This is a genomic window from Streptomyces sp. NPDC057900 (assembly GCF_042887885.1).
Taxonomy (GTDB): Bacteria; Actinomycetota; Actinomycetes; order Streptomycetales; family Streptomycetaceae; genus Streptomyces.
Map to the genome: position 1 here is coordinate 1,126,881 of NZ_JBHVOI010000001.1, position 13,174 is coordinate 1,140,054.

Consider the following 13,174-nt stretch of genomic DNA (forward strand, 5'->3'; position numbering starts at 1 on the left):
CCGGGCGGGGCTGGCGAGAATCCGACATCAGCCTTGAGCTGCCTGCGCCGCCGTGATCCGCCCCGTCCGCCCCGCTCCGTGCTCTCCCCTCGCCCCGTTCCGCACTTCGCACGAGAATGGAACGGGGCCGCTGCGGGGAGCGACGAGAAGGAGGCCGACGATGACGGACGCACAGGCGGCGGCGCCGCTCTGCTCCCACCTGGACCAGGTGCGGCGGGTCGCCCCGGACAGTACCGACTCCTGCACGGAGTGTGTGGCGATGGGTGACACCTGGGTGCATCTGCGGGTGTGCCCGACCTGCGGCCACGTCGGCTGCTGCGACTCCTCCCGCAACAAACACGCCACCGCGCACCACTCCGCCACCGGACACCCGCTCATCCGCTCCTACGAGCCGGGCGAGACCTGGTGGTGGTGTTACGAGGACGAGCTGACCTTCGACGTCGAGGGGGCCGGACCCGCGCGGGCTCTTCAGTAGACGTCCCGGACGTACCGCTTGTCGGCGGCGAGCTGCTTGACGTACATCGCCGCCGCGTCCTGGTCGAGGCCGCCGTGCGCCACGGCGATGTCGCGCAGGGCCCGGTCGACGTCCTTGGCCATGCGCGCGGCGTCGCCGCAGACGTGGAAGTGGGCGCCGTCCTGGAGCCAGGACCAGAGCCGGGCGCCGTGTTCACGCATCCGGTCCTGGACGTAGACCTTGGCGCGCTGGTCCCGCGAGAAGGCGGTGTCCAGGCGGGTGAGGGTGCCGTCGGCGAGGTGGTCGGTCAGCTCCTGCTCGTAATAGAAGTCGGTGGCCCGGTGCTGTTCTCCGAAGAAGAGCCAGTTGGGCCCCCGGTGGCGGCGGGCCCTGCGCTCCTCCAGGAAGCCGATGAAGGGGGCGACGCCGGTCCCCGGGCCGACCATCACCAGCGGGGTGTCGGGGCCCGCCGGGGGCCGGAAGTGCGGGGCGCGCCGCACGGTGACCGACACGGGGGCATCGGGGGCGGCGTCCGCGAGGAAGGGCGAGCACACCCCGTTGCGGGGGCGGCCCCGCAGGTTCTCGTACCGGACCACGGAGACGGTCAGGGACACCTGGTGGGGGTCGGTGAGCGGGCTGGACGAGATCGAGTACAGGCGGGGCTGGAGGCGTCTGAGGATGCCGGCCCATTCCTGCGGTGCGGCGCGGACCGGGTACTCGGCCAGCACGTCGACCGCCTGGCGGCCCCAGGACCAGCGGGCGAGTTCGCCCTTGTTGTCGGGGCGCAGCATCTTCTTCAGGGCCCGGTCGCCGGTGCGTTCGGTGACGAACCCGAGCAGGGCGGGGGTCAGGGCGGTGATGTCCAGCCGGTGGCGCAGGGCTTCGGCCAGCCGGATCGCGCCCAGCCCCGCGACCTCGACGGGGGCGTCGGCGTCGAGGCCGGTGACCGCCAGCCATTCGGCCACCAGCCCGGTGCTGTTGACGGGGTGTACGGCGAGGGCGTCACCGGCCTCGTAGGTGAGGGGGCCGTCCGCGCCACGGGTGTCGAAGGTGAACCGGCGGACCTCCTTGCCCGCGCCGGGGCGGCTGAGGAGCCGGTTTCCGGCCAGCCGCGCCGTGACGGGCACCGGCTTGGCGCCGGGCGCGGGTGCGGGTGTCGGCGTGGTCCCCCGGCCGGGCGCCACGGCCTGCGGCGAGGAGGCGGTGAGGCCGGTGAGCACCTGGTCCAGCCAGCTCAGGGCGGAGGGCTCGTAGTCGGGTTCGCAGTCGGTGCGCGGGGCCAGCCGGACCGCGCCCAGCTCGTCGAGGCGCTGGTCCAGCCGCCGGCCGTGGCCGCAGAAGTCGTCGTACGAGGAGTCCCCGAGGGCCAGGACCGCGTACCGCGTGCCGTCCAGGGGCGGGGTGTCGGCGGCGGTCAGGGCCTCCCAGAACCCGGCCCCGTTGTCGGGGGCGTCGCCATCGCCGAACGTACTGGTGATCAGCAGGAGGTCGGCGGCGGGCGGGAGGGCGCGCGGGTCCGCGTCGGCCATGCCGATGAGCCGGGCCCGGTGGCCGGTCGCGGTCAGCCGCGCTGCGGCGGCCGTGGCGAACTCCTCCGCGTTGCCGGTCTGCGAGGCCCACAGCACGACCACCTCGCGGCTGCCGGAGGGGTCCGCCGCGGCTGGTTCGTCCGTGGTCCGCGGCGCCCGTGAGTACATCCCGGCGAGCACACCGTTCACCCATCGCGCGTGCTCCCCGGTGAACGGCGCACCGGCCGGCAGCACCGGAACGCCGGGCGTTCCCGACGGCAGACCCGCGAGGAAGCCGACCAGGTACTGGCGTTCGTGCTCCGCGAGGACCGGCGGCGGCGCGTCCTCCAGCCCGAAGACGGCCCCGGCACCGGGCGGCGCGGTGGCGACCGGCAGCGGCTGCGCCGGTTCACCGCCGGGAGCGTCGGAGTCGTCGGTGCCCGGTGCCGGGGAGACACCGGGCACCGGGGCGACCTTCGCGAGCGTCACCGCGCACATCTTGAACTCCGGCTGGAAGGAGACCGGGTCGACCGCGTCGCTGGTCACCGCGTTGACGCAGCGGTACTCCCCGAACAGGTCGTTCCAGTGGAAGGGTGCGAAGCAGCAGCCCGGCCGCACCCGGTCCGTGACGACGGCCGGGAGCACGGCCCGGCCGCGCCGGGAGGCGACCTCGACCGAGTCGCCCCCGGCGATCTTGAGGCGTCGCGCGTCCTCTGGGTGGAGTTCGACGAACGGGGCCGGGTCGAGCCGGTTGAGCCTGGCGACCTTCCCGGTCTTGGTGAGGGTGTGCCACTGGTGCTGCAGGCGGCCGGTGTTGAGGACGAACGGGTAGTCGTCGTCCGGCATCTCGGCGGCGGGGACGTGCGGACGTGCGAAGAAGACGGCGCGCCCGCTCGCGGTCGGGAACACCGGGCCGCCGTCCGGTCCGAGGTAGCGGACCGGGTTGCGGTCGGGGCCGTCGGCCGAGGGCGCCGGCCACTGCACGGTCGTGGCGCGCAGCCGCTCGTAGCTCACGCCGCGCAGGTCGTAGCCGGTGCGCGGGTTGGCGGCGCGCTTGATCTCCTCGAAGACCTCCTCTGCGCTGTCGTAGCCGAAGGCGTCGGCGTACCCCAGCTCGCAGGCGATCCGCGCGATGATCCGCCAGTCGGCCAGCGCCTCGCCGGGCGGGTCGACGGCCGGGCGGGCGAGGGTGAGGTTGCGCTCGCTGTTGATCATGACGCCCTCGCTCTCGCTCCACAGCGCGCCGGGCAGCACCACATCGGCGTAGGCGTTGGTCTCGGTCTCGGCGAACACGTCCTGGGTGATGACGAGTTCGGCGGTCTCCAGGGCCTCGATGACGGTCCGGCGGTTGGCGACGGAGGCGACGGGGTTGGTGCAGATGATCCAGCAGGCCTTGATCTCGCCCGCCGCCATCCGCCGGAACATGTCGACGGTGCCTTCGCCCGAGCCGTCCTCGCGCACGGTGCCGGGTTCCAGGCCCCAGAGTGCGTCGGCGAAGGCGCGGTCCTCGTCCACCAGCACCGACCGCTGTCCCGGCAGGCCGGGTCCCATGTAGCCCATCTCGCGGCCGCCCATGGCGTTGGGCTGGCCGGTGAGCGAGAACGGGCCGCTGCCGGGCCGGCAGATCGCACCGGTGGCCAGGTGCAGGTTGATCAGCGCGTTGGTGTTCCAGGTGCCGTGCGTGGACTGGTTCAGCCCCATCGTCCAGCAGCTCATCCACTCCCCCGCGCCGCCGATCCACCGCGCCGCCCGCCGGATGTCCGCCTCCGGGATGCCGGTGATCTCCGCGACGGCGGCGGGCCGGTAGTCCGCGAGGAACTCCGGCATGGCCTCCCAGCCCTCGGTGCGCTCCGCGATGAACGCGGTGTCCGTGTGCCCGTTCTCGTGGAGGAGGTGCAGCAGTCCGTTCAGCAGGGCGAGGTCGGTGCCGGGTCTGATCCGGAGGAAGAGGTCAGCCTTGTCCGCGGTGGCGGTGCGGCGGGGGTCGACGACGATCAGCCTGGCGCCCGCCTTCACCCGTTCCATCATGCGCAGGAAGAGGATCGGGTGGCAGTCGGCCATGTTGGAGCCGATGACGAGGAAGACGTCCGCGCTCTCGAAGTCCTGGTACGAACCGGGCGGCCCGTCGGCGCCCAGGGAGAGCTTGTAGCCGCTGCCCGCACTGGCCATGCACAGCCGCGAGTTGGACTCGATGCGGTTGGTACGGATGAAGCCCTTGGCCAGTTTGTTGGCGAGGTACTGGGCCTCCAGGCTCATCTGCCCGGACACGTAGAAGGCGACGGCGTCGGGTCCGTGTTCGTCGATGACCGCCCGCAGCCGCCGGGCCGTGTCGGCGATCGCCTCGTCCACGCCCGCCGGTACGGGCTCGGCGCCGCGCTCGGGCCGGATCAGCGCGGTGGTCAGCCGTCCGGGGGCGGCGAGCATGTCGGCGGTGGTCGCGCCCTTGGTGCACAGCCGGCCGCGGTTGGCGGGGTGGGCCTTGTCCCCGGACGCCTTGAGGACCTTGCGGCGGCCGTCGGGGCCCGAGCCGATGTCGAGCACCATGCCGCAGCCCACCCCGCAGTACGAGCAGACCGTCCGTACCTGGGTGACGGCGGCCGACGAGCTCTCTGGGGGCACCGGGGGACCTTCCGTGGATCGGATCGTGGTCCCGACGGTACGAATGGCCCATTACACCGGTGTGACCCGGGCGGATCACGGGCGGTAACGCTCGCCGCACAGCCGCCGGTCCGGTGCTGTGAGACGGGGGCGGCGCGTCAAGGGCTGTGTCAGGGGCGGGAGCGCAGCCGGCGCCACACCGCCTTCGCCGCGTGGTGCCCGGACATGCCGTGCACACCGGGGCCGGGCGGGGCCGCGGAGGAGCAGATGAAGACCGCCGGATGCGCGGTCGCGTAAGGCACCCGGGCGAGCTTGGGCCGGATCACCGTCTGCAGTCCCGAGAACGCGCCGCAGGCGATGTCCCCGTCCACGTAGTTCGCGTTGCGCGCGGCGATCCCGGGTGGTCCCGCCACACAGCGGGCGAGCACCAGATCGCGGAAGCCGGGGGCGAAGCGCTCCAGTTGGCGTTCGATGACCTCGGTGGCGTCGCCCTGCCAGCCCGCCGGTACGTGCCCGTACACCCAGAACACCTGCTTGCCCTCGGGGGCGCGGGACGGGTCGACGAGGCTGGGCTGGGCGGTGATGAGGAACGGCACGCTCGGGTCGCGGCCGGTGACCGCCGCGCGCAGGGCGGAGTCGATCTCACCGGCCGTGGGTCCGATGTGGACCGTGCCCGCCCGGCGGGCCTCCTTCGCGGTCCAGGGGACGGGGCCCGAGAGGGCGTAGTCGATCTTGAAGCAGGAGGCGCCGTAGCGGTAGTCCCGGTAGGCGTTGCCGAGCCCGGCGATCCGGGCCAGCGCGGTCGGTGAGGTGTCGAAGATGTAGGCACGGGCCGGCGGGAGCTCGTCCAGCCGCTTGACCTCCGTACCGGTGTGGATGACACCGCTCTGCTCCCGCAGGTAGGAGGCGAGGGCGTCAGCGATGGCCTGGGAGCCGCCGCGCGGCACCGGCCAGCCCTTCTCGTGGGCGGCCAGCGCGAAGAGCAGGGCGATTCCGCCGGTCGCGATCCCGCTGGTGGGGGCTATGGCATGGGCGGCGAGACCGGCGAAGAGGCCGCGCGCCTTCTCGTCGCTGAAGCGGCGGGACAGCAGCGTGGCGGGCTGGATGGCGTTCAGCCCGAACCGCACCCAGCGGTACGGGTCGCGCGGCAGGCCGTCCCACGGGGTGCGCAGGAAGTCCTGGGCGAGGCTGTCCCAGTGGCCGAGGAACGGTGCGACGAGCCTGCGGTACGCCCCCGCGTCACGCGGCCCGAGGGACATGGCGCTCTCCCCCACCGAGTCGGCCAGCACGGCGGCGGAGCCGTCCGGGAACGGGTGGGCCAGGGCCAGCCGGGGCTGGATCCACTCCAGGCCGTGCCGGGCGAGCGGCATCGCGTCGAAGGCGGGCGAGCCGATGCCCAGCGGGTGGACCGCGGAGCAGGGGTCGTGGCGGAAGCCGGGGAGCGTGAGCTCCTCGGTACGGGCTCCGCCGCCGACGGTCCGCCCGGCTTCGAAGACCTCCACGGCGTAGCCTCGGCGGGCCAGTTCGGCCGCGGCGGTCAGCCCGTTGGGGCCGGCCCCCACGACGACTGCGTCAAGCATCGACGGCACCTTCGGACTCCTTTGTCAGCCGACGGTCGGAGGCCCCAGGATATTCACAGGCGCGGCCGGTCCGGGCGCGGGTAGGGTTCCCGCTCGATGACGACCCCGAACCCCGCGCGGCCGCCGCACCCCGGCCCCCGCCCGGACACGCGCCCCGACCCGCTCGCCGAGGACTCAGCGATGGGCCGGGCGATCGGCGCCATGACCGAAGGACTCGTCGCCGTACCCGGCATCCGCGCCGTCGTCCTGGGCGGCAGCCGCGCCCGGGGCACCCACCGCCCGGACTCCGACTGGGACCTGGGCCTCTACTACCGGGGCGCCCCCGACCTGGCCGCGCTGAGCGAGCTGGCGCATGAGGTGCAGGGTTCGCCGGTCGAGGTGGCCGGGCCCGGCGGCTGGGGGCCGTGGGTCGACGGCGGGGCCTGGCTGCGGGTGGACGGCACGCCGGTGGACTGGATCCTGCGCGATCTGGACCGGGTCGAGGCCGTCTGGTCCGACTGCCGCCGGGGGCGCTTCGAGGTGGGCGTCCAGCCCGGCCACCCGCTCGGCTTCTGGTCCCCCGCCTATCCGGGCGAGGTCGCTCTCGGCCACGTACTCGCCGACACCGGGGGCGAACTGACGAGGCTTCGGGCGGAGACGCTCGACTATCCGGAGCCGCTGCGCGAGGCCCTCGCCGAGGCGGCCTGGGAGGCGGACTTCTCGGTGGCGGCGGCCCGCAAGTCGGCGCCCTCCGGCGACACGCTCCACGTGTCGCTCTGCCTCTCCCGGGCGTTCGGCATCCTCGCCCAGTCGCTGCACGCCCACCACCGCACCTGGTGCCTCAACGAGAAGGGCGCGCTGGCGGCGGCCGCCGCCCTGCCGGACACCCCGGCGGGCTTCGCGGACCGGGCCGGCGAGGCGCTGCGCGGTCTGGACGCGGCTGCGGTGGAGACGGCCGGGAAGCTCGTGGACGACGTACGGGCGGTCCTGGCCGGTACGTCAGCGGCCTGAGGGCGTTCGGTCGCGCTGATCGGGCCGGTGACCGGACCGTCCCGTCAGGCCCCGGCGCGGAGCGCGGTCAGGACGGTCTCGGCCGTCGCCCGGTCGCGGGCCGCCGTGAAGGGCAGGTCGTTGCCCCCGGCGATCCGGAACGGCGCACCGGAGAGCGTGGCCTGGGCGCCGCCCGCCTCCGTGACCAGGAGGAGGCCCGCCGCGTGGTCCCAGGCGAACTCCCAGTTGAAAGCGGTCGCCTCCGAGGTGCCGCGGGCTACGGCGAGGTATTCCAGGCCGGCCGATCCGCAGGGGCGGGCGTCGATGCCCTCGGTGCGCAGGCCCAGCAGGGCACGCTTCTGGGCGTCGGTGGTGTAGTCGGGGTGCGACATCGCGACCCGCAGTACGTCGCCGGGCACGGGCGAACCGGCTTTCAGGGGTACGCCGTTGAGGGTCGCTCCCCGGCCCCGTACGGCCACGGCCATCTCGTCGAGGGCGGCGGCGTACGTCCAGGAGGCCAGGACCTCGCCGTGGTGTGCGAGCGCGACCAGGGTGCAGAAGCCGGGCTCGCCCCTGACGAACTGCCGGGTGCCGTCGACCGGGTCGACGATCCATACGGGCGCGTCGCCGCCCAGCGCCCCGTACACCTCCGGATCGGCGTGGACGGCCTCCTCGCCGACGACCACGGAACCGGGCAGGAGCCGGCTCAGGGCGGCGGTGAGGTGTTCCTCCGCCAGCCGGTCCGCGGTGGTCACCAGGTCGTGCGGGCCGTTCTTCTCGACTATCTCGTGCGCGGCGAGCTGCCGGAAGCGCGGCATGATCTCGGCGGCGGCCGCTGCGCGGACCGCCGCCTCGACCTCGGTCAGGTCCCCGGCGAGAAAGTCATCGATCATGCCCCCCAGCTAAGCACGGGCGTCCGGAGCGCCGGCGACCCGGTCATGACGGGAAGGTGGCCGGTCAGCGTCCGACCGCGTACCCCTGCATTCCGCGCGGGTTCGCGGCGGCGGACAGTATCCCGGTGCGCGGGTCGCGGGCGACCGCGCACATCCGGCCCTCGGACCACGCCTCGCCCACCGTGACGTCATGGCCGCGCCGCAGCAGCCCGGCCACCACCTCCGGGTCCGTGCCCGCCTCGACGGTGACGCTGCCCGGAAGCATCCCGCGCGGGAAGAAGGAGCCGGGGAAGCTGTCGTTGTGCCAGTTCGGGGCGTCGATGGCGCCCTGGAGGTCGAGGCCGCCGCGGACCTCGGCGCGCAGCGCGACGGCGAGGAAGAAGTGCAGCTGCCACTGGTCCTGCTGGTCGCCGCCCGGGGTGCCGAACGCCATGACGGGAACGCCGTCGCGCAGCGCGAGGCTCGGGGTGAGGGTGGTGCGGGGGCGGCGGCCGGGGGTGAGGGAGTTCGGCAGGCCCTCGTCCAGCCAGGCCATCTGGAGGCGGGTGCCGAGCGGGAAGCCGAGCTCGGGGACGACCGGGTTGGACTGGAGCCAGCCGCCGCTGGGCGTGGCCGAGACCATGTTGCCCCAGCGGTCGACGATGTCCACGTGGCAGGTGTCCCCGCGGGTGGCGCCGTCGGCCGCGACGGACGGCTCGCCGGTGCGGTCGGCGGTCGCCGTGGGCTCCCCGGCGCCTTCCTTGGCGACCGTCGGCTCTCCGGCACCGGCGGCGGGGAGGCCCGTCACGCCGAAGCCGTCGGCCACGGCGCGGGCGTGCTCGCTCAGGACGGGCACCCGCCCGTCGGGGCTGCCCGGCCGCAGCTCGTGCGAGGCCTCGTCGGTGATCAGGGCGCGGCGGGCGGTGTTGTACGGCTCGGAGAGCAGGGCGGCGAGCGGGACTTCTCCGGCGTCGCCGTACCAGGCCTCCCGGTCGGCCATGGCGAGCTTGCAGCCTTCGATGAGCAGGTGGACGTACTCCTCGGAGCCGTAGCTGGGCAGTTCGGCGGGGAGCAGGGCGAGCTGCTGGAGGAAGGCGGGGCCCTGGCTCCAGCCGCCCGCCTTGGCGAGCGTCCAGCCGTTCCAGTCGTACGTGACGGGCGCCTCGTAGGACGCGGACCAGCCGGCCAGGTCGGCGGCGGTGAGGGTGCCGGTGTGGCGGTCGCCGCTGGTGTCCATGGTGGGGACGGCGGACTGGCGGACCAGCGCCTCCGCGATGAAGCCCTCGCGCCAGATCGCGCGGGCCGCCTCGATCTGCGCGGTGCGGTCCTCGCCGCCGGTCTCCTCCGCCTCGGATATCAGCCGGCGCCAGGTCGCGGCGAGCGCCGGGTTGCGGAAGAGCTCGCCCGGCCTCGGGGAAGCGCCGCCGGGCAGGTACACGGCGGCGGAGGAAGGCCACTGCGTCTCGAAGAGCTCGCGGACGCTCTCGACGGTCAGGCCGACCCGCTCCACGGGCGGGTGGCCGTCCTCCGCGTAACCGATGGCGTACCGCAGCACCTCGGCGACGGTCCTGGTGCCGTGGTCGCGCAGCAGCAGCATCCAGGCGTCGAAGGCGCCCGGTACGGCGGCGGCGAGCGGCCCGGTGCCGGGGACCAGGCCGAGGCCGAGCGAACGGTAGTGGGCGACGGTCGCCCCGGCGGGGGCCGGGCCCTGGCCGCACAGCACCTGGACCTCGCCGTTGGCGGGCGCCAGGATCACCGGCACTTCACCGGCCGGTCCGTTCAGATGCGGTTCGACGACGTGCAGGACGAACCCGGCGGCGACGGCGGCGTCAAAGGCGTTGCCGCCGTCCTCCAGGACCGCCATCGCGGACTGCGAGGCGAGCCAGTGGGTGGACGACACCATGCCGAAGGAGCCCTGAAGAGTGGGCCGGGTGGTGAACATATGGGCTCTCACCTCGCTGTTTACGTGCGTCGGACAGTCGATTGCAGGTAGCGAGGGTACCCGCGACGCTGTTTGCCGACCGGCCGCCGGCCCGGCGCCGGAACGGCGGGCCGCCGGTGGCGGGAGGCACCGCGCCGTCCGGCCCCGGGTCAGCCCGAGACGCTCGCCCGGCCGTTCTCGATGTGCCCCATCAGCCGGCGCCGGAAGGCGTCGTCCCCGTCGACGGTGACGTCCAGGTCGTACCAGCCGTGCGCGTCGGCCGCCGAGTGCACCACCGTACGGCTGCGCCCCGGCTTGACCTTGATGGTCCTGGTCCAGTCGCGCAGGTCCGCCTCGTCGACGTAGCCCAGCGGGCGCACGGTGAAGGTGAGCGTGGTGCGGCCCGTGTTGCGCAGTGTGAGGTGGAGGTCGCGCTCATGGGCGTCCACCCGCGAGGCGATCTCGGCCGGGGCGCCGTTCTTCGCGGACCCGGCGAACTCGCGGCGGAAGCCGTTCGGCCCCGTCACGGTGAACCGGTACGCGGCCCCGTTGACCGGCACCGTCCACTGCGCCGTGTGCTTCACGTCCCGGTGCTGCGGTACGGGGAACTCGCCCGCGTACGGGTACAGCGCGAAGTGCGCCGAGGAGCGCCCGGTGTTGCTGAGAGCCACTCGCACCGCGCCGTTCACCAGCTTCGCCTGCGCGTCCGGCTGGTAGGGCAGCGCGCGGGCCGGGCGGGCGCCGGGCTCCTGCTCGGGCATGTGCTGGACGGCCGGCGGCTTCGGCGCCCAGCGTCCGCTGAACGGCGGGATGGCGCCGGGCTGTTCCACCTCGGGGCGGCGGCGTGCGCGCGTGAAGTCGAAGGCCGAGGTGAGGTCGCCGGTGACGGTGCGCCGCCAGGCGCCGATGTTCGGCTCCTTCACCCCGGTCCAGCGCTCCAGGAAGCGGATCACGGAGGTGTGGTCGAAGACCTCGGAGCAGACGTAGCCACCGATGGTCCACGGCGACACGACGAGCATCGGCACCCGCATGCCGAGGCCGGTGGGCTTGCCCTCCCACTGCTCCTCGGTCACCTCCGGCGGGGCGACCGGCGGCGGCACGTGGTCGAAGAAGCCGTCGTTCTCGTCGTAGTTGATGATGACGGCGGTGTGCCGCCACACATCGGGGTGCTTGCCGAGCGCGTCCAGGACCTTGTAGACGATCGTCGCGCTGTGGATCGGCGAGGAGACGCTCGGGTGCTCGGAGTCGACGGCGGAGGGCACCAGGTAGGAGACCTCGGGCAGGGTGCCCGCCGCCACGTCCTTGGCGAACTCGTCGGCCAGCGTCCCGGTCTCCACCCGGCGCAGCGCGCGCTCGAAGAGGCGGCGCTCGGTCTTGTTCAGGGTGGCGACGCCCTCCTCCAGGAGGCCGAACAGCCGCTCCCGCTCCGCGGCATCCGCGTCCCGCACCACGGAGTAGAAGGACTCCATGTAGGTGTGGCCGCCGGTCTTCGCCAGCGCCTTTCGGGCGATGGCCTTGAAGGTGGCGAAGAACTCGATCTGGTTGTCGGTGAAGTTCTCCCACTCGGTGTACGTGCGCCAGCTGTGCCCGGCCCTGTCCAGCCGCTCCGCGTAGGTGCCCCAGTCGTAGCCGGGGTGGGTGCCCTCGTCGTACGCGTCGTTGCCGACGGCCCGCTTGCCGTTCGGCTCGTCGCCCGTCTTGCCGCTCCAAAGGTGGTTGCGGTTGGGGCTGGTCGAGGAGTGGATGGAGGAGTGGTACGCGTCGCAGACGGTGAAGGTGTCGGCCAGCTCGTAGTGCAGCGGGATGTCACGGCGGTCGTAGTACGCCATGGTCGCGGCCGTCTTCGCGGTCACCCAGCCGTTCATCCAGCCGCCGGCCCACGCCTTGCCGCCACCGCTCCAGGAGTGGTCGAGCGCGCCGATGTACTGGAGGTCCTTCTTCTGCGTCTCGGCGGCGTCGCGCACCGGGAAGGGCAGCACGGAGGCGCCCAGCGGTGCGGGCTGCTCGAAGACCGGCTTGCCCGAGGGCAGCTCGACGGCGTTGCGGTCCCCGAAGCCGCGTACGCCCCTGAGCGTCCCGAAGTAGTGGTCGAAGGAACGATTCTCCTGCATCAGGATCACCACGTGCTTGATGGCTCCGAGCCCGTCACGGCCTCCGGGCCCCGCTTGATGCGCCGGCTGCGCGGCTATCGCGGCCTGCAGCGAGGGCGGCAGCAGCGACCCCGCCGCCGCCACGCCGAGAGCGCCACCGCCGAGCGCGAAGAGCCGCCGCCGTGAAATGTCCGTGGTCAAGTTGAGCCTCCCGAGTTCTGTGGTACAGCCGGGAAACTATGCAAGCCGGGTGGCGCGGGGAAGGATTTCGTACGGCTTCGCGGTGAACCTCCAACAGGTCGTACGGGAAAGTCCAACCGCCCGGCCGTCGCGGCCGGGACACGGTCGGCTACGTGTCGGGCTGCTCGTCGGACGCGGGCGCCTCCTCGGCACTCTCGCGCACCGGTTCGGCGGCGCCGACGACGACGCGGGCGCGCAGCCTGTTGTAGAGCATGGTCCCGCCCACCCCCACGCCGGCGCCGATGATGAGGCCTTGACCTCGGCCCACCATCTGACCGATCGCGATGCCCTGTTGGCGGCCCGCCAGCCGGTAGGCGGCTCGCAGGGCTGCGGGGCCGCCCCGCTTCGCGGCTTCCGCGGAGAGCTTTGCGTAGTCCCACATCTTGGGGCACCTCGGTTCACGTCACTGGTCGGGACGGATTGATGATCTCAGGGCGGCGCCCCTCAAGTGGACCAGTCACACTTTCTCGTGGACCGCGTTGCCCCCACGAGCCGCGATCCGCCAGGCACCGCTCACGCTCCCGGCAGGAAGAGGCAGAACAGGTGGCCGTGGGGGTCGCGGAGGACGCGTACGCCCTCCTCCGGCTGGTGTTCCTCCACCGTCGCGCCCAGGGCGCAGGCCCGCCCGGTCTCCACGTCCAGGTCGTCGACCTGGACGTCCAGGTGTGCCTGCATCTGCTGAGTACCGGGTCTCGGCGGCCATACGGGAGCGGTGTGACCGGCCTCCAGCTGGAAGCTCAGGCCCGGCCGCTCCTGTTCGAGGGACCGCAGCCGGACCCACTCCGCGCCCCGCTCGACCTCCTCCCAGCCCAGCAGGGCGCGGTAGAAGTCGGCGAGGGCGGGCGGGTCCGGCGTACCGAGGACAAATGCGCCGAGCGATGTCGTCATGCCCTTCGCCTTCCCCGAAACACACCGCGCCGCACGCGGCCATCGGTGTGCTGT

9 protein-coding genes are annotated in these 13,174 nt (G+C 73.3%); 2 read left to right on the top strand and 7 right to left on the bottom strand.

The window, feature by feature from the left end; all coding sequences use genetic code 11:
• Positions 1-160: 160 nt before the first annotated feature.
• Entirely contained in the window at positions 161-475 is a 315-nt protein-coding gene (locus tag ACFVQ0_RS04650) for a UBP-type zinc finger domain-containing protein (protein ID WP_390084509.1), read from the top strand.
• On the opposite strand, the gene ACFVQ0_RS04655 is transcribed toward ACFVQ0_RS04650, so the two are convergent.
• Together ACFVQ0_RS04655 and ACFVQ0_RS04660 are read right to left on the bottom strand one after the other, a co-directional pair.
• Entirely contained in the window at positions 469-4,506 is a 4,038-nt protein-coding gene (locus ACFVQ0_RS04655) for a molybdopterin-dependent oxidoreductase (protein WP_390085380.1), read from the bottom strand. The genes ACFVQ0_RS04650 and ACFVQ0_RS04655 overlap by 7 nt on opposite strands.
• A 224-nt stretch (positions 4,507-4,730) precedes the next feature.
• A complete protein-coding gene (locus ACFVQ0_RS04660; RefSeq protein ID WP_390084511.1) occupies positions 4,731-6,149 on the bottom strand; it encodes a phytoene desaturase family protein in 1,419 nt (472 codons plus the stop codon).
• Between the two features lie 171 nt (positions 6,150-6,320).
• Between ACFVQ0_RS04660 and ACFVQ0_RS04665 the strand changes: the two genes are divergently transcribed.
• Positions 6,321-7,130 carry a nucleotidyltransferase domain-containing protein gene (locus tag ACFVQ0_RS04665; protein WP_390085382.1) on the top strand — a complete coding sequence of 270 codons (810 nt, stop codon included), beginning with the start codon at positions 6,321-6,323 and terminating at the stop codon, positions 7,128-7,130.
• 44 nt (positions 7,131-7,174) lie between these two features.
• On the opposite strand, the gene ACFVQ0_RS04670 is transcribed toward ACFVQ0_RS04665, so the two are convergent.
• The 5 genes from ACFVQ0_RS04670 to ACFVQ0_RS04690 form a co-directional block, all read right to left on the bottom strand.
• Positions 7,175-8,002, bottom strand: a complete 828-nt coding sequence (locus tag ACFVQ0_RS04670; protein ID WP_390084513.1) for an inositol monophosphatase family protein — start codon at positions 8,000-8,002, stop codon at positions 7,175-7,177.
• Positions 8,003-8,066: 64 nt separating this feature from the next.
• Positions 8,067-9,923, bottom strand: coding sequence for a gamma-glutamyltransferase family protein (locus ACFVQ0_RS04675; protein WP_390084515.1), 1,857 nt, complete (start codon positions 9,921-9,923; stop codon positions 8,067-8,069).
• Between the two features lie 149 nt (positions 9,924-10,072).
• Entirely contained in the window at positions 10,073-12,193 is a 2,121-nt protein-coding gene (locus tag ACFVQ0_RS04680; protein WP_390084517.1) for a phosphocholine-specific phospholipase C, read from the bottom strand.
• Positions 12,194-12,341: 148 nt separating this feature from the next.
• A complete protein-coding gene (locus ACFVQ0_RS04685) occupies positions 12,342-12,614 on the bottom strand; it encodes a hypothetical protein (RefSeq protein WP_390084518.1) in 273 nt (90 codons plus the stop codon).
• A 131-nt stretch (positions 12,615-12,745) separates the two neighbouring features.
• A complete protein-coding gene (locus ACFVQ0_RS04690; protein WP_390084520.1) occupies positions 12,746-13,120 on the bottom strand; it encodes a VOC family protein in 375 nt (124 codons plus the stop codon).
• Positions 13,121-13,174: the final 54 nt, after the last annotated feature.

Bases quoted from the DNA above. Each gene is read 5' to 3' on its own strand.
- ACFVQ0_RS04650 (WP_390084509.1), top strand. From the start codon at position 161: ATGACGGACGCACAGGCGGCGGCGCCGCTCTGCTCCCACCTGGACCAG.
- ACFVQ0_RS04655 (WP_390085380.1), bottom strand. From the start codon at position 4,506: ATGGTGCTCGACATCGGCTCGGGCCCCGACGGCCGCCGCAAGGTCCTC.
- ACFVQ0_RS04665 (WP_390085382.1), top strand. From the start codon at position 6,321: ATGGGCCGGGCGATCGGCGCCATGACCGAAGGACTCGTCGCCGTACCC.
- ACFVQ0_RS04670 (WP_390084513.1), bottom strand. From the start codon at position 8,002: ATGATCGATGACTTTCTCGCCGGGGACCTGACCGAGGTCGAGGCGGCG.
- ACFVQ0_RS04675 (WP_390084515.1), bottom strand. From the start codon at position 9,923: ATGTTCACCACCCGGCCCACTCTTCAGGGCTCCTTCGGCATGGTGTCG.
- ACFVQ0_RS04685 (WP_390084518.1), bottom strand. From the start codon at position 12,614: ATGTGGGACTACGCAAAGCTCTCCGCGGAAGCCGCGAAGCGGGGCGGC.
- ACFVQ0_RS04690 (WP_390084520.1), bottom strand. From the start codon at position 13,120: ATGACGACATCGCTCGGCGCATTTGTCCTCGGTACGCCGGACCCGCCC.